Source organism: Streptomyces sp. LE64 (assembly GCF_052606915.1).
This window is the reverse complement of the sequence record NZ_CP199708.1, coordinates 1151457-1170864: the sequence shown is the minus strand read 5'-3', so window position 1 is coordinate 1170864 and position 19408 is coordinate 1151457. Positions and strand designations below refer to the sequence as shown.

At 74.6% G+C, this 19408-nt stretch carries 23 protein-coding genes; 17 read left to right on the top strand and 6 right to left on the bottom strand.

What is annotated here, in order from left to right; genetic code table 11:
• Positions 1-94 precede the first annotated feature (94 nt).
• Positions 95-274 (bottom strand): hypothetical protein, encoded by a 180-nt coding sequence (locus ACSMX9_RS05220; RefSeq protein ID WP_351242569.1) that lies wholly within the window; start codon positions 272-274, stop codon positions 95-97.
• 290 nt (positions 275-564) lie between these two features.
• Between ACSMX9_RS05220 and ACSMX9_RS05215 the strand changes: the two genes are divergently transcribed.
• The 4 genes from ACSMX9_RS05215 to ACSMX9_RS05200 all read left to right on the top strand — a co-directional run bounded on the left by ACSMX9_RS05215 (position 565) and on the right by ACSMX9_RS05200 (position 4651).
• Positions 565-1851 (top strand): NYN domain-containing protein, encoded by a 1287-nt coding sequence (locus ACSMX9_RS05215; RefSeq protein WP_445400327.1) that lies wholly within the window; start codon positions 565-567, stop codon positions 1849-1851.
• A 161-nt stretch (positions 1852-2012) separates the two neighbouring features.
• The gene (locus ACSMX9_RS05210; protein WP_445402896.1) at positions 2013-2993 is read left to right on the top strand and encodes an ABC transporter ATP-binding protein; all 981 of its coding nucleotides are present in this window, start codon (positions 2013-2015) and stop codon (positions 2991-2993) included.
• A 58-nt stretch (positions 2994-3051) separates the two neighbouring features.
• Entirely contained in the window at positions 3052-3876 is an 825-nt protein-coding gene (locus ACSMX9_RS05205) for an ABC transporter permease (RefSeq protein WP_445400325.1), read from the top strand.
• A gap of 34 nt (positions 3877-3910) precedes the next feature.
• Positions 3911-4651 (top strand): hypothetical protein, encoded by a 741-nt coding sequence (locus ACSMX9_RS05200; RefSeq protein ID WP_445400323.1) that lies wholly within the window; start codon positions 3911-3913, stop codon positions 4649-4651.
• A 25-nt stretch (positions 4652-4676) separates the two neighbouring features.
• On the opposite strand, the gene ybaK is transcribed toward ACSMX9_RS05200, so the two are convergent.
• From ybaK to ACSMX9_RS05180, 4 genes are all read right to left on the bottom strand, one after another.
• Entirely contained in the window at positions 4677-5174 is a 498-nt protein-coding gene (gene ybaK / locus ACSMX9_RS05195; protein ID WP_445400321.1) for a Cys-tRNA(Pro) deacylase, read from the bottom strand.
• A gap of 48 nt (positions 5175-5222) precedes the next feature.
• Positions 5223-5963, bottom strand: coding sequence for an LON peptidase substrate-binding domain-containing protein (locus ACSMX9_RS05190; RefSeq protein ID WP_445400319.1), 741 nt, complete (start codon positions 5961-5963; stop codon positions 5223-5225).
• 11 nt (positions 5964-5974) lie between these two features.
• The gene (locus tag ACSMX9_RS05185) at positions 5975-7003 is read right to left on the bottom strand and encodes a hypothetical protein (protein ID WP_445400317.1); all 1029 of its coding nucleotides are present in this window, start codon (positions 7001-7003) and stop codon (positions 5975-5977) included.
• 117 nt (positions 7004-7120) lie between these two features.
• Complete coding sequence (locus ACSMX9_RS05180) at positions 7121-8632, bottom strand: oxidoreductase (RefSeq protein WP_366117231.1); 1512 nt, start codon at positions 8630-8632, stop codon at positions 7121-7123.
• A gap of 540 nt (positions 8633-9172) precedes the next feature.
• On the opposite strand from ACSMX9_RS05180, the gene hisD reads away from it, so the two are divergent.
• Genes hisD through hisF form a run of 8 tightly spaced genes read left to right on the top strand, consistent with a single transcriptional unit; the run spans position 9173 to position 14913 of the window.
• Positions 9173-10498, top strand: a complete 1326-nt coding sequence (gene hisD, locus ACSMX9_RS05175) for a histidinol dehydrogenase (protein WP_445400315.1) — start codon at positions 9173-9175, stop codon at positions 10496-10498.
• Complete coding sequence (locus tag ACSMX9_RS05170) at positions 10495-11610, top strand: histidinol-phosphate transaminase (RefSeq protein WP_445400313.1); 1116 nt, start codon at positions 10495-10497, stop codon at positions 11608-11610. The genes hisD and ACSMX9_RS05170 overlap by 4 nt, the downstream gene beginning before the upstream one ends.
• Complete coding sequence (hisB, locus tag ACSMX9_RS05165; protein WP_351246923.1) at positions 11607-12209, top strand: imidazoleglycerol-phosphate dehydratase HisB; 603 nt, start codon at positions 11607-11609, stop codon at positions 12207-12209. The genes ACSMX9_RS05170 and hisB overlap by 4 nt, the downstream gene beginning before the upstream one ends.
• Before the next feature lie 2 nt (positions 12210-12211).
• The gene (locus tag ACSMX9_RS05160) at positions 12212-12376 is read left to right on the top strand and encodes a hypothetical protein (RefSeq protein ID WP_445400311.1); all 165 of its coding nucleotides are present in this window, start codon (positions 12212-12214) and stop codon (positions 12374-12376) included.
• An 8-nt stretch (positions 12377-12384) separates the two neighbouring features.
• On the top strand, positions 12385-13041 hold the full coding sequence (hisH, locus tag ACSMX9_RS05155) for an imidazole glycerol phosphate synthase subunit HisH (protein ID WP_445400309.1): 657 nt from the start codon (positions 12385-12387) through the stop codon (positions 13039-13041).
• Positions 13038-13766 carry a bifunctional 1-(5-phosphoribosyl)-5-((5-phosphoribosylamino)methylideneamino)imidazole-4-carboxamide isomerase/phosphoribosylanthranilate isomerase PriA gene (gene priA / locus ACSMX9_RS05150; RefSeq protein WP_351246917.1) on the top strand — a complete coding sequence of 243 codons (729 nt, stop codon included), beginning with the start codon at positions 13038-13040 and terminating at the stop codon, positions 13764-13766. The genes hisH and priA overlap by 4 nt, the downstream gene beginning before the upstream one ends.
• Positions 13763-14161: a RidA family protein gene (locus ACSMX9_RS05145; protein ID WP_351246915.1), complete on the top strand. Its 399-nt coding sequence runs from the start codon at positions 13763-13765 to the stop codon at positions 14159-14161. Before priA ends, ACSMX9_RS05145 begins: the two co-directional genes overlap by 4 nt.
• The gene (gene hisF / locus ACSMX9_RS05140) at positions 14158-14913 is read left to right on the top strand and encodes an imidazole glycerol phosphate synthase subunit HisF (RefSeq protein ID WP_445400307.1); all 756 of its coding nucleotides are present in this window, start codon (positions 14158-14160) and stop codon (positions 14911-14913) included. The genes ACSMX9_RS05145 and hisF overlap by 4 nt, the downstream gene beginning before the upstream one ends.
• Positions 14914-14936: 23 nt before the next feature.
• Here the strand turns inward: hisF and ACSMX9_RS05135 are convergent, their stop codons facing one another.
• Entirely contained in the window at positions 14937-15572 is a 636-nt protein-coding gene (locus ACSMX9_RS05135) for a TIGR03085 family metal-binding protein (protein WP_351246912.1), read from the bottom strand.
• 144 nt (positions 15573-15716) lie between these two features.
• On the opposite strand from ACSMX9_RS05135, the gene hisI reads away from it, so the two are divergent.
• From hisI to ACSMX9_RS05110, 5 genes are all read left to right on the top strand, one after another.
• Positions 15717-16085 carry a phosphoribosyl-AMP cyclohydrolase gene (hisI, locus tag ACSMX9_RS05130; protein WP_351246910.1) on the top strand — a complete coding sequence of 123 codons (369 nt, stop codon included), beginning with the start codon at positions 15717-15719 and terminating at the stop codon, positions 16083-16085.
• Between the two features lie 11 nt (positions 16086-16096).
• Complete coding sequence (locus ACSMX9_RS05125; RefSeq protein ID WP_445400305.1) at positions 16097-17584, top strand: anthranilate synthase component I; 1488 nt, start codon at positions 16097-16099, stop codon at positions 17582-17584.
• 54 nt (positions 17585-17638) lie between these two features.
• A complete protein-coding gene (locus tag ACSMX9_RS05120; protein WP_445400303.1) occupies positions 17639-18280 on the top strand; it encodes a TIGR02234 family membrane protein in 642 nt (213 codons plus the stop codon).
• Positions 18281-18432: 152 nt separating this feature from the next.
• On the top strand, positions 18433-18657 hold the full coding sequence (locus ACSMX9_RS05115) for an HGxxPAAW family protein (protein WP_445400301.1): 225 nt from the start codon (positions 18433-18435) through the stop codon (positions 18655-18657).
• A 179-nt stretch (positions 18658-18836) separates the two neighbouring features.
• On the top strand, positions 18837-19274 hold the full coding sequence (locus ACSMX9_RS05110) for a DUF2752 domain-containing protein (RefSeq protein WP_445400299.1): 438 nt from the start codon (positions 18837-18839) through the stop codon (positions 19272-19274).
• Positions 19275-19408 lie beyond the last annotated feature (134 nt).

Here is a 19408-nt window from a genome sequence, read left to right as displayed (position 1 = left end):
CGGGGTGCTCGAAGCGAACGCGAGGGGCGCGCCCGCACGGGCGCGCCCCTCGTCTCGTCGGGTGCCGCCCCGGGGACGGCGGTGCCGCGACGGGTCAGTTGTGGCCGAAGCGCTTCTGACGCCCCTTGCGGGCCACGTCCCCGGGGGTGACCTGGGACTGCCGCTGCTGGGTCTGGGACTCCAAGGAGGACCGCTGAGCGTCCTGGCTGCTCTGCTCGGCGGCGGAGGAACGCTGGGGGGCACCGCCGTGCTTGCGGTTCTTGTTCTTGGCCATGGTGATCTGCCTCCTGTAGGGGGATCTGGGGGCCAGAGCCGGAACCAGGTTCACACGGTCCGACAAGTCGTGCATGTCGGAGATTCACCCTCTGTCACGGGTGGCGGAAGGGCGCCCGGGGTGAATCCGCCGCGCCGAAGATCCAGTTCACACCGTTAAGGCCCCGTAGGTCGGGCAGACTCGAACCGAGCCCGAGAACACCCGACGCGGGGCCCACCGAGGCCCGCGGCCCCGGTGGGACGCCTCCGGGACCTTCCCGTCGCACGAAGCAGGGACAGATCAGGAAAGAGGTGGGTCGCGTGGAACGCTGTGTCGTCCTGGTCGACGCCGGGTACCTGCTGGGAGCCGCTGCCAGCCTCCTCGCCGGAGAACCGTCGAGGTCCCGCATCGCGGTCGACCACGCCGCACTGATCCAGGGGTTGCGCGAACGCGCCGAACAGGACACCCGGCGCGCGCTGCTGCGTATCTACTGGTTCGACGGCGCCCCCGACCGCGTCCCCCAGCCCGACCACCGCCGACTGCGCGTGATGTCCCGGGTCACGGTCCGCCTCGGCGCACTGACCCGCAGCGACGGACGCTGGGCGCAGAAGGGCGTCGACGCCGCCATGCACGCGGAACTGACCGAACTGGCCCGCAACCGGGCCTGCTCGGACATCGTCCTGGTCACCGGTGACGGCGACCTCCTGCCCGGCATGATGGCCGCCAAGGAACACGGCGTCGCGGTCCACCTGTGGGCCGTGCAGGCCGCCGGCGGCGACTACAACCAGTCCGAGGACCTGGTCGCCGAGGCCGACGAGCGCCGCGTCCTCGACCGGGCCTGGATCACCCGGGCCGTCCGCGCCCGGGACGCCGCCGGGACGCACGCCGCGCCGCCGGTGCCCCGGCCCGAGATCGCCGCGATCCTCTCCGCCCCGCCCTCCGAACTCGTCCCGCCCGCCGCCCGCGCCGATCCGGAACCCGCCCGGACGGAGGGGGCCGAGCACCGGGCGGCCGGTCCCGCGACCCGCCACCGGAACGGCACCGCCCCGGCAGGCGGCGGCGACGGGTCCGACGGAGCCGGTGACCACCCGGAGCGCGCCCGACCGGTGCCCACCCCCAAGGACCTCGCCGCCCTGCGCCCCCCGACTCCCCCGACCCCGTCCGCGCCGCCGCCCCAGCCCGCCGCCACCCTGCGCTGGTCCTCCGACAAGGGCTGGGTGGACCGGCCCGGCCCCGCCGAACCCCCCGAGATCGCCGTGCTGCCCACCCTCGCCCAGCTCACCAGCGCCGAACAGCGCTGGGCCGACCGGGAGGAGGACATCACCACGGTCGGCGGCGACCCCTACGAGGTCGGACAGGTCTTCGCCCGCCGCTGGCTCGACCGACTGCCGCACGCCACGGACCTCACCCGGCTCTCCGCGCTCTACCCCCGCGTTCCCCACCGCATCGACGGCGAACTGCTCCGCTACGCCGCCCGCTTCGGCCTGCTCGCGCACAAGGACGACCAGATCGACGAGCACGACCGCTACGCGATCCGCGCCGGGTTCTGGCGCGAGGTCGACCCGAAGGCCGCGGAGCACGCCCCCGCGGCGGAGTGAGCCGGGCTCGTCGGCGGGGCGCGCGCCCCGCCGACGAGCGGGCGCCGGTACGCCCGGGGCGGGTCCACGACCACCCCGGAGGCGCACCGCGCCCCCCGCACCCCGTAGGCTCCTTCCTCGTGAGTACGCGCCCCGCACCCCCGGAACACCTCGGCGACGTGGTGTGCGCGGTGCGCGACCTGGTGAAGACCTACCCGGCCACCCGGCCCCGCCGCGGTACCCCCGGCGCCCCCGAGGTGAGGGCCACCGACGGGGTCCGCCTCGACGTCCGGCGCGGCGAGGTCTTCGGCCTACTCGGCCCCAACGGCGCCGGCAAGTCCACCCTGGTGCGCCAGCTCACCGGGTTGATGCGGCCCGACTCCGGCAGTATCGAGATCCTCGGGCACGACATCGTCCGCCACCCCGAGCGCGCCGCCCGCATCCTCGCCCACCTGGGGCAGGAGTCCAGCGCCCTCGACGAACTGACCGTCTCCCTGGCCGCCGAGACCACCGCCCGGCTCCGCGGCCTCGACCTCCGCGCCGCCCGCGCCGAGCGGGACGCCGTCCTCGACGAACTGGGCCTCACCCCGCTCGCCTCCCGCCCGCTCGCCAAGCTCTCCGGTGGCCAGCGGCGGCTCGCCTGCGTCGCCGCCACCCTGGTCGGCGAGCGCCCCCTGCTGGTGCTGGACGAGCCCACCACCGCCATGGACCCGCTCGCCCGGCGCGCGGTGTGGGCGGCGATCGACCGGCGCCGGGCCGAACACGGCACCACCGTGCTGCTCGTCACCCACAACGTCATCGAGGCCGAAACGGTCCTGGACCGGGTCGCCGTCCTCGACCGGGGCCGGGTCATCGCCTGCGACACCCCGTCCGGGCTCAAGGAACGACTTGCCGGCGAGGTCCGGGTGGAACTGGTGTGGCGCGAGCGCGCCCCGCTGGACATCCCCGAGGTCGCCGCCCTGCGGTCGTCCGCCACCGAGTCCGGCCGCCGCTGGGTGCTGCGGCTCGCCCCCGACGAGGCCCGGGCCGCGGTGGCCGCGGTCACCGGCGGCGCGGCCTTCGCCGCCCTCGACGACTTCACGCTCGCCACCCCCAGCCTGGAGGACGTCTACCTGGCCCTCGGCGGCACCCGCACCGATGCCGCGGGCCTGGTGAAGGCATGACCTACCGACCGCCGAAGGACGCCGTGCCGCACGCTGTCAGGAACAGGAGCCGCACCCCGTGACCGTCGTACCCGCCGAGGCCCCGTCCCGCAGCGCCGGGGCCGCCCGCCCGGCGAGCCGCCCCGCCCCCGCCGAGCTGGCGCCCCGCGCCCGGCTGCTGCCCTCCCTCGCCGCCGTCTACCGCGCCCAGCTCTCCCGGGCCCGGGTCGCCCGCATCCCGCTGCTGTTCGTCGCGACCTTCCAGTCCGTCGGGATCATGATCCTGATGCGGGGCGTGGTGGACGGCGGCGAGGAGGCCCGCGCCGTGGTCGCCGGTTCCAGCGTCCTGGTGGTCGCCTTCGTCGCGCTGAACCTGCTCGCCCAGTACTTCGGCCGGCTGCGCGCGGACGGCGGTCTCGACCACTACGCCACGCTGCCGGTGCCGCCCGCCGCCGTGGTCCTCGGTGCCGCCGCGGCCTACGCCTCGTTCACGGTGCCCGGCACCCTGGTCACGGCCGCGGTGGGGTGCGTCCTGTTCCAGTTGCCCTTCACCCACCTGTGGGTGCTGCTCGCGGTGATCCCGCTCGCGGGCGCCGCGCTGGCCGGGCTCGGCGCGGCCCTCGGACTGCTGGCGCCCCGTCCGGAGCTGGCCACCCTGCTCGGCCAGTTGGGCATGTCCGCGGCGCTGCTGCTCGGGGTGCTCCCGCCCGAGCGGCTGCCCTCGCTGGTGCAGTACGGGCGGGACCTGTTGCCCTCCACCTACGGGGTGGAGGCCTTCGCCCGGACCTTCGAGGCCCACCCCGACTGGCGGATCGTCGGGCTGCACCTGGCCGTCTGCGCCGGGGTCGGAGTGATCTCCCTCGCGGTGGCGACCTGGGCGTACCGGAGGGCCGCCGTCCGATGACGCGGGCGCCGCGCCGCCCTGGCACGATGTCAGGGTGACCGCACCGCTGACACCACCGCCGCAGGACAGACCCCCCGCCCGAGGGGACGGTGGCCATCCGCCCGCCGCACCCTTCACCGGGGACTTCGGGGACGGCGCGGAGCCCGGCCCGGGGAAGGCCGCCGAACTCCGGGTCGAACTGCGCGACGCCGCCGTGATCGCCCTCGTGCTCGGCGTGGCCGGGGCGCTGCTCGGGCTGCTGTGGTTGTGGTGGGCGCCCCGGGTGCCGCTGGTCTCGGACGCCGAGGCCGTCTACCTCGGGGACACCGAGGGGGAGCAGGCCATCGGGATCGACGGAACGTTCACCCTGCTCGCGGTCGCCTTCGGCCTGGCCAGTGCGGCCGTGGTGTTCTGGCTGCGCCGGCGCGGCGGGGTGCCGCTGGTGGTCGGCCTCGCCCTCGGCGGGCTGCTCGGCTCCCTGCTGGCCTGGCGGCTGGGGGTGGGGCTCGGCCCCACCCAGAACGTGGTGGAGCACGCCAAGGAGGTCGGCAAGGGCGTGACCTTCGACGCCCCGCTCAGGCTCGGGGCCCGGGGCGCCCTGCTGGTGTGGCCGGTCACCGCGCTCCTCGCCCACCTCTGCCTGACCGCGCTGTTCGGCCCCCGCGACCCCGACCCGTACCTCGCGCAGCACCCCTACGGGACCCCGCAGTGGGACCGCGGCCCGGCCGGACCGTCCACGGCGACCGGCCCCGACGCGGCCGACCCCTTCGCCCCGCCACCCGACCGGCGGCCGTAGGCGCCGCAGGCCCGCACGGTCCCGTTCAGAGGCGGCCGATGGGGGCCAGGGCGGCGCCGGTGAGCGCCTGGAGGTCGGCCGGGGCGAGTTCGACCTCCAGGCCCCGCCGGCCGGCGGACACGCAGATCGTGGGGTGCTCTCCGGCCGAGGCGTCCAGCACCGTGCGCAGCCGCTTGCGCTGCCCGAGCGGGGAGATGCCGCCCCGGACGTAGCCGGTGACGCGCTCCGCCGCCGCCGGGTCGGCCATCGCCGCCCGCTTGCCGCCGACCGCGTTCGCCAGCGCCTTGAGGTCGAGCGACCCGGCCACCGGGACCACCGCCACCGTGAGCTCCCCGTCCACCTCCGCGACCAGGGTCTTGAACACCCGCTCGGGGGAGACCCCCATCGCCTGGGCGGCCTCCTCGCCGTACGAGGGGTGCCCCGGGTCGTGGGCGTAGGCGTGGACGGTGAACGCGGTGCCCGCCGCGGTCAGGGCCACCGTCGCGGGGGTGCCGCCCGGCTGCTGCTTCTGCTTCTTCGCCATCGGCTGTGCGGTCCTCGTCTCCCCGGTCTCCCGGGATCGTGCGGCGGATCAGTTCAGGTGGGTGGGCGCGCGGGTGAGGTCCGTCGCCGGGACGGAGGGCAGGGCGCGCAGGATCGCGCTCTCGGTGCGCAGCAGCCGCAACTCGTCCCGGAGCCGGGAGGCGGTGTCGGGGGCCTGGAGCAGCCGTTGCTTGGTCGGGATGTCGAGCATCATCGCCGCGGCCACCAGGTACGACACCACCGAGGGCTCGTCCGGGAGGTCGCCGCCCGTCGACAGCGACAGTTCGCGCGCCCCGGCGAGCCGCTTCTGGTACGTCCGGAAGGCCCGCAGCACGCCTTCGGCGAGGGCCCCCGCCTCGTCGCCCGGCTCCTCGGCCAACTCCTCCACCTCGGCCGTCAGATACGGCCCGGAGGCGTCCACGGAGCGCAGCCGCACCCGGGTAGTGCCGGTGGCGAGGACCTCGAAGCCGCCGTCGGTGCGTTCGCGCACGGTGGCCGCGTCGGCGATGCAGCCCGTGCCGTGGAACGCCGTCAGCGGCTCGGTGCCGAAGCCCGCGGCCGGACCGCGCTCCGCGGCGGCCGTCGGGTCGGGGAGCCCCGGTTCGCTGGGCGCGACCTCGTGGCCGTCCCGGATCGCGACGATCACGAACCGTCGGGGCTCGTCGTCGGGGGTCTTCAGCAGGTCGCGCATCAGGGCGCGATAGCGCTCCTCGAAGACGTTCAGGGGCACGACGAGCCCCGGGAACAGCACCGAGTTGAGCGGGAACAGCGGCAGCCGGACGGTGGTCACGACGTCCAAGCCTAGTGGTCGTCGGCCGCGGCGCGGCGCGGACGGGTCCGCAGCGGTGTCGAGGCGGCCACCTCGATCCGCACGCCGTCGCGCACCTCCAGGAACTGGCCGAGCGGATCGTCGGAGAGCCGGTCCCAGGGGAAGGAGGTGGCGTACGGGCCGATCCGGCGCACCTGCTCCAAGGCGTCCGTCCAGCGCTCCAGCCGCACCAGCACGCAGACCAGGAGGTTGCGCACCTCCGCCGGCCAGGGGTCGGCGGGCGCGTACCGCGCGGAGAGGGCGACCCCCCGGTCCGCTGCGGCGTCCAGGCGGGCCCGGGGGACGGGCTCGGGGCCGGCCGGCGAGGAGAGGTGGCCGAAGACGGCGCGCACCGGCAGCGCCTGCACCAGCGAGTCGGGCAGCGCGTCCTGCGCGGCGCGCTCGGCGAAGTCGAAGCACTGTCCGTGCCCCGCACCGCCGCCGGCCGTGGCCAGGAAACGCAGCGCGGCCACGTGGCAGCCGTAGTGGTGCGGGGAGCGCCGCACCGCCTCGGCCCACAGCTCCTCGAAGGGGACGCGGGGCACGGGAGTGCCGCGGGCGTGGTCGAGCGCGACCCGCCAGGGCACCGGGTCGCCCGGAGCGGGCCGGGCGGCGGCCGTGACCAGGTCGGTGACCTCGTGCAGCCGCTCCGCCCGGGCCGGCGAGGACCAGGCGTCGGCCACGGCCCGCTCGGCGACCAGCAACAGCAGGTCCGGGTCGCGCGGGGCGTCGGTCCGCCACCTGGCCAGCCACTCGGGCCGGGCCCCGGCGAAGGCGGCGAGCCGCATGACGTAGCGGTCGCGGTCCTCCCAGGCGGCGTCCTCGCGGGTGGCGGCGAGCAGTCGGGCCGCGGGGCGGTACTCGCCGCGGCCGGCGGCCACCAGCGCCGGACCCAGCCGGGCGTCGGGGGCGTCCAGGAGCACCTCGTCGTCGGCGGGCAGTCCCGCGGCCAGCGAGGAGGTGTGTCGGGCCATCCGGGCGGTACGGATGAGGGCACGCAGCAGAACCATGGTCCGAACCATTGAAAACCGCAGGTCGGACCCGCACCAGGGGAAGCCGGTGACGGTTCGGTAACCCCGTCCGGGGTTGCCCGCCGCCGGGTCAAGTCCCGGCAAAGCTCCCGGGCGGGGGCGGCTCGTTCACCCGCGCCGCAGCAACCGGGTGGCGCCCGCGGCCACGGCCGTCGCGAGTATCCAGCCCGCGACGATCACGCCGGTCGCGAACCACTGCCACCCCCCGGACAGTCGCCAGTGGCCGTCCTGCCCCAGGTCCATCACCGGGACCAGCAGGTCCAGGGCGAACAGCCCGGCGTTCCACTCCGGGTTCTCCCCGGGCTTGAGCGGGGCCGGTGCGGCCCGGGAGAACGCGAGCCCGCACGCCCCCCACAGCACCGCCATCCACCAGGCCGCCCGCCCGGGCCGGTACCCGTAGGCCACCGTCCAGTCCTGCGCGTACCCCCACGCCCGGCCGGTCAGGGGCAGGGTCTCCCGGCGCCGGCGCTGCTTGGCCAGCAGCACCTCGCGGGCGTCCTCGTCCTCGCCGCCGTCCCGCAGCACCGTGGCGAGCCGCTCGTAGGGCTCCGGGTGGTACTCGGGGGTGGCCGCCGCGACCCACTCCAGCCGGCGGGCCAACGGGAACCCACCGGTCGGCACCAGGCGCTCGTACCGGAAACCGTCCATCTGGAGGCGCCCCAGCCCCGGCCAACTCGTGGCCCGGTCGACCAGGTTGACCACCCGGGCCCCCGACAGCACCACCCGGCCCCGCTCCGGCCGCTCCCCGAGGAACCGCAGCTCCGGGGTGTGGACGCGGCGCAGGGACAGCTCCTGCTCGTCGGTGAGCGCGAACCGCGCCCCCGCCAGGTCGACGGCGTCGCCGAACCGTCCGTCGTCCAGACGGACGCTGCCCCGGCACTCGAAGCGCTGCACCCGGGTGCCGTGCGCGGGCGTGGTGCCCCGGGTGAGCGGGTCCCCGATGCTCGCCGGCGTCAGGTACAGGGTCCGTTCGACGGTGAGCTGCGGGGCGTTCAGCGCCCGGTCCCCGTACGGGTTGGTCAGGTGGCAGCCGCGCAGGCTCAACGAGACGCCCACCTTCGCGCCGCGCAGGCTCACCTCCCCGTACGCCTCCAGCAGCTCCGCCTGGAGGTCCTGGCCGACGCTCATGCCGTCCGCCACCAGGGCCCGGCCGCGCCGGTCGCCGAACACCACCGCCTGGCTGAGCAGCAGGTCCGTGCCGATCTGGGCGTCGGTCATCCGGACGCCGTGTTGGAACCGGCAGCGCGGCAGGTGGAGGTCGCCCTCGGTGTGGACCCGCGCCGCCTCCAGCCGGGGGACCGCGCAGTCGACGAGCCGCAGCGTGGTGAACCCGGCCTCGGGCAGCAGCACCTCCCGTTCGAAGCGGCAGCGGTTGATCTCCACGTACGGGGTGACGTCACCGCCCGCGAGGTCGACGGTGCCCGTGATGAGCAGGCCCGTCAGCTTCAGGGAGGCCACCCGGCCGGGCAGCGCCGGCGGCCCGTCCAGCAGCAGCCAGCACACCACCCGCGCCCGCACCGTGCGCTCCGGCCCCCAGGGCCGTCCGCCGTGCGGGTCGTCCACGAACGGGTCGCCCGTGCGCAGGTCGTAGCGGCTCCCGTTGCGGAACGCCTGCCACATGCCGACCTCGGCGGGGGTCAGCCCGTCCGGCGGTTCGCCGTTGCCGCTCACTGCCGTCCCCTCGCTGCCGGCGCTACCGCCGCCGCCTATTCCGTGCTCCGTGCCGTTGCCCACGACCACGCCTCCTCGCCTCACCGTGCGCGCCGTTCGCCGCCGGCCGGTCGGCCCCGCCCGCGGTCGGCCGGGGGAGCGGAGGGCGACGGAGCCGTCGGGAACCCGCGGGCCCGGCGACGGGGAGCGCAACGCTCCCGGGACCGTCCGTCGACTGCCGTCGGTGCGCGGTGCTCGTGCCGTCCGTGCGGCCCGTTCCGGGTGGGTGATCACCTCGACCCCGCGCGGCTCACCAGCCTCGGCGGCTCGTACAGTCGTTCATACCCATTGAGTGACGATGTGAACACGTACGGTGAGGTTGATCAGGAGTGCGGGCCCTGCCGCGTCGCCCCCGCGCGCTCCGGGGCGCTCCCCGACGTCCCCGGGCGGCCGTATCAGTGACTGATACGGCCGCCCGGCGAGCCCGCGCCGTCTGCGAGAATTGGCCCCGTGATCTCCCGAATCGATCTGCGCGGCGACGCCCTCCCCGAGGGCGGCGCCCTGCGCGACCTGCTGCCCCGTGCCGACTTCGACGTCGAGGCCGCCCTGGAGAAGGTGCGCCCCCTCTGCGAGGACGTGCACCATCGCGGCGACGCAGCGCTGATCGACTTCGCCAAGCGGTTCGACGGAGTCGCCCTGGACCGGGTCAGAGTCCCCGCCGAGGCGCTCTCCGCCGCCCTCGCCGCCCTCGACCCCGCGGTGCGCGCCGCCCTGGAGGAGTCCATCCGCCGCGCCCGGCTGGTCCACCGCGCACAGCGCCGCACCAGCCACACCACCCAGGTCGTCCCCGGGGGCACGGTCACCGAGAAGTGGGTGCCGGTCGAGCGGGTCGGGCTGTACGCCCCCGGCGGCCGGTCGGTGTACCCGTCCTCCGTGGTGATGAACGTCGTCCCCGCGCAGGAGGCCGGAGTCGGCTCCATCGCCCTGGCCTCGCCCCCGCAGCGGGACTTCGACGGGCTGCCGCACCCCACCGTCCTCGCCGCCTGCGCCCTGCTCGGCGTGGACGAGGTGTACGCCGCCGGCGGCGCCGGTGCCGTCGCCATGTTCGCCTACGGCACCGAGTCCTGCCCGCCCGCCGCCATGGTCACCGGCCCCGGCAACATCTGGGTGGCCGCCGCCAAGCGCTACTTCACCGGCCGCATCGGCATCGACACCGAGGCCGGCCCCACCGAGATCGCGGTCCTCGCCGACGACACCGCCGACCCGGCGCACATCGCCGCCGACCTGATCAGCCAGGCCGAGCACGACCCGCTGGCCGCCGCGGTGCTCGTCACCGACTCCGTCACCCTCGCCGACGCCGTCGTCAAGGAACTGGAGCCGCAGGTCGCCGCGACCAAGCACGTCGAGGACCGGGTGCGGCCCGCGTTGACCGGCCGGCAGTCCGCGATCGTCCTGGTCGACGGCGTGGAGGAGGGCCTGCGGGTGGTCGACGCCTACGGTGCCGAGCACCTGGAGATCCAGACCGCCGACGCCGCCGCGGTCGCCGACCGGGTCAAGAACGCCGGCGCGATCTTCGTCGGCCCCTGGGCCCCGGTCTCCCTCGGCGACTACTGCGCCGGCTCCAACCACGTGCTGCCCACCGGCGGCTGCGCCTGCCACTCCTCCGGGCTCTCCGTGCAGTCCTTCCTGCGCGGCATCCACATCGTGGACTACACCCGGGAGGCGCTCGCCGACGTGGCGCACCACGTGGTGACCCTCGCGGAGGCGGAGGACCTGCCCGCGCACGGCGCGGCGGTCAAGGCACGGTTCGGATGGAAGGTTCCCCAGAGCAAGTGACCAGCATCGACGACCTGCCCGTACGGGACGAACTGCGCGGCCAGTCCCCCTACGGCGCGCCCCAGCTCGACGTCCCCGTCCGGCTGAACACCAACGAGAACCCCTACCCGCTGCCCGAGGCCCTGGTCGAGCGGATCACCGAGCGGGTCCGCGAGGCCGCCCGCCACCTCAACCGCTACCCCGACCGCAACGCCGTCGAGCTGCGCACCGAACTCGCCAAGTACCTCACCCGCACCGGCGGCCACCCCGTCACCGGGGAACAGGTCTGGGCGGCCAACGGCTCCAACGAGGTCATCCAGCAGCTCCTCCAGACCTTCGGCGGCCCCGGCCGCACCGCGATCGGCTTCGAGCCCTCGTACTCGATGCACCCGCTGATCGCCCGCGGCACCGGCACCGACTGGATCGACGGCCCCCGCGAGCCCGACTTCACCCTCGACACCCAGGCCGCGGTCCGTGCCGTGACCGAGCACCGTCCGCACGTGGTGTTCATCACCACCCCCAACAACCCCACCGGTAACGCCGTCCCCGCCGAGACCGTCCGTGCCGTCTACGAGGCCGCCCAGGCCGCCCGGCCCTCGCTGGTGATCGTGGACGAGGCGTACGTCGAGTTCAGCCACGGCGACTCGCTGCTGCCGCTGCTGGCGGGCCGTCCGAACCTGGTCGTCTCCCGGACCATGTCCAAGGCGTTCGGCGCCGCCGGGCTGCGCCTGGGCTACTTCGCCGCCGACCCGGCCGTGGTGGACGCCGTCCAACTGGTCCGGCTGCCCTACCACCTGTCCGCCGTCACCCAGGCCACCGCACTGGCCGCGCTGGAGCACACGGACACCCTGCTCGGCTACGTCGACCAGCTCAAGTCCGAACGCGACCGCCTGGTCACCGAGCTGCGGGCGTTGGAGTACGAGGTCACCGTCTCCGACGCCAACTTCGTGCAGTTCGGCCGCTTCGAGGACCCCGACGGCACGCACGCCGTGTGGCAGCGCATCCTGGAGAGGGGCGTCCTGGTCCGCGACAACGGCGTACCCGGCTACCTGCGGGTCACCGCGGGCACCCCCGAAGAGAACGACGCGTTCCTCGACGCGGTCCGTGAAGTGAAGAAGGAGCTCAGCGCATGACCGGCCAGGCACGCACCGGCAGGGTGGAACGCACCACCAAGGAGACCTCCGTCCTCGTCGAGATCGACCTCGACGGCAGCGGCAAGGTCGACGTGTCGACCGGGGTCGGCTTCTACGACCACATGCTCGACCAGCTCGGCCGCCACGGTCTGTTCGACCTGACCGTCCGGACCGAGGGCGACCTCCACATCGACACCCACCACACCATCGAGGACACCGCCCTCGCCCTCGGCGCCGCCTTCAAGCAGGCGCTCGGCGACAAGGTCGGCATCTACCGCTTCGGCAACTGCACCGTCCCGCTGGACGAGTCCCTCGCCCGGGTCACCGTGGACCTCTCCGGCCGCCCCTACCTGGTGCACAGCGAGCCCGAGAACATGGCGCCCATGATCGGCACCTACGACACCACCATGACCCGGCACATCCTGGAGTCGTTCGTCGCCCAGGCGCAGATCGCGCTGCACGTCCACGTGCCCTACGGCCGCAACGCCCACCACATCGTGGAGTGCCAGTTCAAGGCGCTCGCCCGCGCCCTGCGCTACGCCAGCGAGCGGGACCCGCGCGCCGCGGGCATCCTCCCGTCCACGAAGGGCGCCCTGTAGGCATGAACGGCCTCTCCACCGTCCTCATCTTCGTGGGGCTCTTCCTGGTCGGCGGCATCATCTCGTTCGCCAAGCAGGGCACGTCCAAGAACGTGGTCACCCTGTTGTCCATCGCCGCCGGCATGTGCCTGCTGGCCGGCGTCCTGCGGCTCGACTACTGGAACTGAGGGCCACCGTGAGCACCCCCACCACCGGCCGCCGCAAGAAGGTCGTGGTCTTCGACTACGGCTTCGGCAACATCCGCTCCGCGGAGCGCGCCCTCGCCCGCGTGGGCGCCGAGGTCGAGATCACCCGCGACTACGACACCGCGATGAACGCCGAGGGCCTGCTGGTGCCCGGCGTCGGCGCCTTCGCCGCCTGCATGAACGGCCTCCGGCGGGCCCGCGGCGACTGGATCGTCGACCGCCGGCTCTCCGGCGGACGCCCCGTCCTCGGCATCTGCGTCGGCATGCAGATCCTCTTCGCCGAGGGCATCGAGCACGGCGAGCGCACCGAGGGCCTCGACCAGTGGCCCGGCACCGTCGCGCCGCTGGAGGCTGACGTGGTTCCGCACATGGGTTGGAACACCGTCGACGCCCCCGGGGACTCCCGGCTCTTCGCCGGCCTGGAGGCCGACGCCCGCTACTACTTCGTGCACTCCTACGCCGTCCACGACTGGACCCTGGAGATCACCAACGAGGCGATGAGCGCGCCGCTCGTCACCTGGTCCACCCACGGCAAGCCGTTCGTCGCCGCGGTCGAGAACGGCGCCCTGTGGGCCACCCAGTTCCACCCCGAGAAGTCCGGCGACGCCGGAGCCCAGCTCCTCACCAACTGGATCGGAACCCTGTGAGCACGCTTGAACTCCTCCCCGCCGTCGACGTCCGCGACGGACAGGCCGTCCGCCTCGTGCACGGCGAGTCCGGCACGGAGACCTCCTACGGCTCCCCGCTGGAGGCGGCCCTCGCCTGGCAGCGGGCGGGCGGCGAGTGGCTGCACCTGGTCGACCTCGACGCGGCCTTCGGCACCGGCGACAACCGGGAGCTGATCGCCGAGGTCACCCGGGCCATGGACATCAAGGTCGAACTCTCCGGCGGCATCCGCGACGACGCCTCCCTGGCCGCCGCGCTCGCCACCGGGTGCACCCGGGTCAACCTCGGCACCGCCGCCCTGGAGACCCCCGAGTGGGTCGCCAAGGTCATCGCCGAGCACGGCGACAAGATCGCCGTCGGCCTGGACGTCCGCGGCACCACCCTGCGCGGCCGGGGCTGGACCCGCGACGGCGGCGACCTGTACGAGACGCTGGCCCGGCTCGACGCCGAGGGCTGCGCCCGCTACGTGGTCACCGACATCGCGAAGGACGGCACGCTCCAGGGTCCCAACCTGGAACTGCTGGAGAACGTCTGCGCCGCCACCGACCGGCCGGTCGTCGCCTCCGGTGGGGTCTCCTCCCTCGACGACCTGCGGGCCATCGCCGCCCTCGTGCCCCGGGGCGTGGAGGGCTCGATCGTCGGCAAGGCCCTCTACGCCAAGGCGTTCACCCTGGAAGAGGCGCTCCAGGCGGTGGCGTCCGCATGACCGACTCCGTGCGCAAGGTGGTGACCGGCGCCCCCTGGGAGGAGAAGTTCGGCTACTCCCGCGCGGTGGAACTCCCCGGCGGGCTCGTCCTGGTCTCCGGCTGCACCTCCGTGGTCGACGGGCGGATCGCCGAGGGCGGCCCCCACGAACAGGCGGTCAACGCCTTCCGGGTCGCCCTCGCCGCCCTCGACCAGCTCGGCCTGGGTGCGGAGCACGTGGTGCGCACCCGGATGTACGTCACCCACGCACGGGACGTGGAGGAGGTCGGCCGGGCCCACAAGGAGCTCTTCGACGCCGTGCGCCCCGCGGCGTCCATGGTGATCGTCGCCGGCCTGGTCGACCCCAGGCTGCTGGTGGAGGTCGAGGTCGAGGCGTACCGGGGAGGTGCCGCATGACCCTCGCGGTCCGGGTCATCCCCTGTCTGGACGTGGACGCCGGCCGGGTCGTCAAGGGCGTCAACTTCCAGAACCTGCGGGACGCGGGCGACCCCGTCGAGATGGCCAAGGTCTACGACGCCGAGGGCGCCGACGAGCTGACCTTCCTCGACATCACGGCCTCCTCCGGCAACCGGGAGACCACCTACGACGTGGTGCGCCGCACCGCCGAACAGGTGTTCATCCCGCTCACCGTCGGCGGAGGCGTGCGCACCGCCGAGGACGTCGACAAGCTGCTGCGGGCCGGGGCCGACAAGGTGGGCGTGAACACCGCCGCCATCGCCCGTCCCGAGCTCATCCGGGAGATCGCCGAGCGGTTCGGCCGCCAGGTCCTGGTGCTCTCCGTCGACGCCCGCCGCACCCCGGAGGGCACCTTCGAGGTCACCACCCACGGCGGTCGCCGCGGCACCGGCCTGGACGCCGTCGAGTGGGCCCACCGGGCCGCCGAGCTCGGCGCCGGGGAGATCCTGCTTAACTCGATGGACGCGGACGGCACCAAGGACGGCTACGACCTAGAGATGATCGCCGCGGTCCGGCGGCACGTCACCGTCCCGGTCATCGCCTCCGGCGGCGCCGGAAGCCTCGCCGACTTCCCGCCGGCGATCGGGGCGGGCGCCGACGCGGTACTGGCCGCGTCCGTGTTCCACTTCGGTGACCTGCGCATCGGCGAGGTCAAGCAGGCCCTGCGGGAGGCCGGCCACCCGGTGCGCTGAGCCGCCGGGGGCCGCGCCCCGCCTCAGATGCCGAGCTGCTTGGCCGCGTTCAGCCGCTCGACGGCCTCCGGGTCGCCGTCCAGGGTCACCCGGGCGGCGTCCCGGCGCCCCAGCGCGAACATCAACAGCTCACCCGGCTCGCCCGTGACCGTCACCACGGGCGCGCCGCGGTGGGCCACCACCGTCTGACCGTCCGGGCGCCGCAGCACCACGCCCACCGGGTACTTGCGGCCCACCAGGCGGGCCGAACGCTCCAACCGGCGCCACAGCACGTCCGCGAAGACGGGATCGAGGGGGCGCGCCGCCCACTCCTCCTGCGCCCGGCGCACGTCCTCGGCGTGCACGTAGAACTCCACCACGTTCGACGCCTCGTCCACCTGCTTCAGCGAGAACGGCGAGAACTTCGGCGGCCCCGACCGGATGAGCTGCAACAACTCCTCGTACGGCTTCGCCGCGAACTCCGCCTGCACCCGTTCCAAGCGGTCCGCGAGGGGCTTGAAGACGATTCCGCCCGCCGCGTCCGCCCGGCGCTCGCGCACCACCAGGTGCGCGGCCAGGTCCCGGGTGCGCCAGCCCTCGCACAGGGTGGGGGCGTCGGGGCCCGCGGACTCCAACAGATCGGCGAGCAAGAGGCGTTCACGCGTGGCATGGGTCGACATGCCGCCCAGAGTACGGCCGAGTCGGTGGCCCTGCCACGGGACACCGCCCACCGCGGGCCCCGACGCACCCGTGCGCCCCCCCGAACGCGTCCAGCGACCGGACGGGCACCCCGCGGGGTCACCCGGGTGGCGCACAATGGGGCCATGACCAGCACGCCCCGTGAGCCCAGCGGTCTCGCCCCCGAGATCGCCGACCGCCTCAAGCGCAGCCCGGACGGCCTCCTGCCCGCCATCGCCCAGCAGTACGACACCGGTGAGGTGCTCATGCTCGGCTGGATGGACGACGAGGCGCTGCACCGCACGCTCACCACCGGCCGCTGCACCTACTGGTCCCGCAGCCGCCGGGAGTACTGGGTCAAGGGCGACACCTCCGGACACGTCCAGCACGTCAAGTCCGTCGCCCTCGACTGCGACGCGGACACCGTCCTCGTCAAGGTCGACCAGGTCGGCGCCGCCTGCCACACCGGCGACCGCACCTGCTTCGATGCCGGCGCCCTGCCGCTGGGCCAGTAGGGTCACCCGCCATGGACCTGGAGACCTTCCGCAAGCTCGCCGCCGACCGCCGCGTCGTCCCCGTCAGCCGCACCCTCCTCGCGGACGGCGACACCCCGGTCGGCCTGTACCGCAAGCTCGCCGCCGAGCGGCCGGGCACCTTCCTGCTGGAGTCCGCCGAGAACGGCCGCTCCTGGTCCCGCTACTCCTTCGTCGGGGTCCGCAGCGCCGCGACCCTCACCACCCGCGGGGGCGAGGCCCACTGGCTGGGCACCCCGCCGGTCGGGGTCCCGGTCGACGGGGACCCGCTCGCGGCGCTGCGCGCCACCGTGGAACTGCTGCACACCCCCCGTGACCTCACCGCCGGGATGCCGCCCTTCACCGGGGGCATGGTCGGTTACCTCGGCTACGACATCGTGCGCCGGCTGGAGCGGATCGGCCCCGGGGAGCGGGACGACCTGAAGCTCCCCGAGCTGACCATGCTGCTCACCTCCGACCTCGCCGTCCTCGACCACTGGAACGGCACCGTCCAACTGATCGCCAACGCCATCAACCACAACGACCTCGACACCGGGGTGGACGAGGCGTGGGCGGACGCGGTCGCCCGGCTCGACGCCATGGAGGCCGACCTCTCCCGACCGGTCGCCCAGCCCCCGGCCGCGCTGCCGCCCTCCGAACTGCCCGAGTTCACCGCCCGCTGGGGCGGCCCGGACTTCCGGGCCGCCGTGGAGGACGTCAAGGAGCGCATCCGGGCCGGCGAGGCGTTCCAGGTGGTGCCCTCGCAACGCTTCGAGACCGCCTGCGAGGCCAGCGCCCTGGACGTGTACCGGGTGCTGCGGGCCACCAACCCGTCCCCGTACATGTACCTGATCCGCTTCGAGGACTTCGACGTCGTCGGCTCCTCCCCGGAGGCCCTGGTGAAGGTCGAGGACGGGCACGCCCTGCTGCACCCCATCGCGGGCACCCGGCCGCGCGGCGCCACGCCCCAGGAGGACCAGGCCCTCGCGGACGAACTCCTCGCCGACCCCAAGGAGCGCGCCGAGCACCTGATGCTCGTCGACCTCGGGCGCAACGACCTCGGACGGGTCTGCGAGCCCGGCTCCGTCGAGGTCGTGGACTTCATGTCCATCGAGCGCTACTCGCACGTCATGCACATCGTCTCCACGGTGACCGGGCGGGTCGCTGCCGACCGCACCGCCTTCGACGTGCTGACCGCCTGCTTCCCCGCGGGCACCCTCTCCGGCGCCCCCAAGCCGCGGGCCATGCAGATCATCGACGAGCTGGAGCCGTCCCGGCGCGGGCTGTACGGCGGCTGCGTCGGCTACCTGGACTTCGCCGGGGACTCCGACACGGCCATCGCCATCCGCACCGCCCTGCTGCGCGACGGCACCGCCTACGTGCAGGCCGGAGCCGGGGTCGTCGCCGACTCCGACCCCGAGCTGGAGGACCAGGAGTGCCGCAACAAGGCGGCGGCGGTGCTGCGCGCCGTGCACACCGCGAACCGTCTCGCCACCGGCTGACCGGAGCAGCACCCCCGGCTCGGCGCCGGAGGCCGGGCAAGGGATAGTGGTGGGGTGACTACAGCCGTACCACAGCCCCGAGGGGGCACCGAAGGACCGTCCGCGAGGGCCGGGCTCCGCAGCCTTGCCGTGGCCCTGCTGCTGGGCGCGGCCGGGGCCGCGGTGGCCCTGCTCGCCAGCCGTCAGGGGTGGACCGCGGGCACGGCCACCGTTCCCGGCGGCGACTTCCCGCTGACCGCCAAGGGCAGCGAGGTGACGGGGGTCCCCGCGGCGCTCGCGGTCGTCGGGCTGGCCGCCCTGGTGGCGGTCTTCGCGGTGCGCCGCAGCGGACGGGTCGCCGTCGCCGCGCTGCTCACCCTCTGCGGGGCGGGCACCGTCGTCGCGGCCGTCCTCGGCGCGAGCGACAGCGGGGCCCTGGACGAACGGGCCGCCGAGGTCTCCGGCGACACCTCCGCCACCGTGCAGGCCCTCAGCCACAGCGGCTGGCCCTACGTGGCCGCGGTCGGCGGGCTGCTGATCCTGCTCGCCGGGCTGCTGGCGCTGCGCTACGGGCGGCTGTGGCCGGCCATGTCCGGGCGCTACGAACGGGACGGCACCCCGCGCCGCCGCGCCGCGGCCCCCGTGGACCCGGACCGCCCCGAGGACCTGTGGAAGGCCCTGGACCGCGGTGAGGACCCCACTCGACAGGACGGTTGACGCCCTCCCGGGTCCCACCCGGACGGCAGCGCGCCGCCACGCACCCCGCGCACACCTCCGGGCCCCCGGTGCGGAACAATGACCACCGAGCGTCCGGCTCCCCCCACGGATACGGCCGCACCCAGCCGCCTTTCAGCAACGAGGAGCAAGTCATGTCGGGCAGCAGCAGCCACGGTCACACCCCCGCCGCCTGGACCAGCGTCATCATCGCCTTCGTCGGCTTCTGCGTCGCTGGCGCCTTCATGGTCATGGCGAACACCACCGGCTTCTGGGTCGGCATGGCCATCCTCGGGCTCTCCCCGGTCGTCGGCGGCGCCATGAGCATGGCCGGCATGGGCCAGAAGCGCCCCAAGGACATCCTGAACCCCGAGGGCTGAGCCGGCCGGGGGCGCGCCGGTACGCCGCGCGCGACCCGTCCCGAAGGACGGGCGGGCCCGGCGAGCACGCCGGCGGCCCGCCTTCCGCGCGCGCGGAACCCGCGCGTTCTGGGGGGCCGTGTCCGCCCCGCCCGCCCCGCCGCCGCGCGCGGGCCGTGCCCGCCGGGCAGAATGCACGGGTGAGCGTCGATCCCGAACCGGCCCCCCTCGCCCCGCCCGAACCCGGGGCCCTGCGGCGCCTCCTCGTGCCGCTCGGCGTCCTGGGCGCGGTCGTCGCGGGGTTCGGGTACGTGGGGGCCGTCGATCCCAACGAGCCGGGCCACTACCCGCCCTGCCCGTTGATCCGGGTGACCGGGGCGTACTGCCCGGGCTGCGGCGGATTGCGCAGCGCCCACGCCTTCGTCCACGGGGACCTGGGCACCGCCCTGGGCGCCAACGCCCTCGCCGTCCTCGCCTTCCTCGCCTTCGCGGTGCTGTGGACGGGGTGGGCGCTGCGCGCGGCACGGGGACGGCCCCTCCCGGTCCCGCCCACCGCGGTGCTCTGGACGCTGGGCGCCGTGGTGGCCGTGTTCACGGTCGTCCGGAACCTGCCCTTCGGTGACCGGCTGAGACCTTGACCACCGGAGAACGTCCATCCCGTGGGACTGCGCGGCACCGATGCGAACCGGCCGCCGTCCTGCGGATACCATCGCAAGTGACCACCCGATCCGCCCCCCGGCGGCCCGGGAGCACCACCTCTCCACCCGCCAAC